Origin of the sequence: Streptomyces chattanoogensis (assembly GCF_001294335.1) — a bacterium.
GTDB classification, from domain to species: Bacteria; Actinomycetota; Actinomycetes; order Streptomycetales; family Streptomycetaceae; genus Streptomyces; species Streptomyces chattanoogensis.
Genome location: NZ_LGKG01000104.1, coordinates 1 through 281, shown reverse-complemented (window position 1 = coordinate 281; position 281 = coordinate 1). Strand labels below are relative to the sequence as shown.

The window sequence follows — 281 nt, the reverse complement described above, 5'->3', positions numbered from 1 at the left end:
AACGGGCTGCCGTCGAGGTCGATATAGGGATTGACGGTGTCGCAGTGCAGGCTCTTGGCGAGCGTGCGGTGCCGCATCTGCAGCAGCACCTTGATCACACCGGCGACACCCGCCGCGAGTTCGAGATGCCCGATGTTCGTCTTGACCGAGCCGATACCGCAGTGCGCCGCCTCGACCACCGCGCCGTGCTCCTCGTACAGCTCCCGGAAGGCGGCCTTGAGCCCGTTGATCTCGACCGGGTCGCCGAGCTCGGTGCCGGTGCCGTGCGCCTCGATGTAGCC

The 281-nt window shown here is 67.3% G+C and carries 1 protein-coding gene; it reads right to left on the bottom strand.

The genetic code is table 11. The features are described 5' to 3' along the window. Positions 1 to 281 (bottom strand): hypothetical protein (locus ADL29_RS12820; RefSeq protein ID WP_157878479.1); only part of this gene is annotated, 281 nt, incomplete at both ends.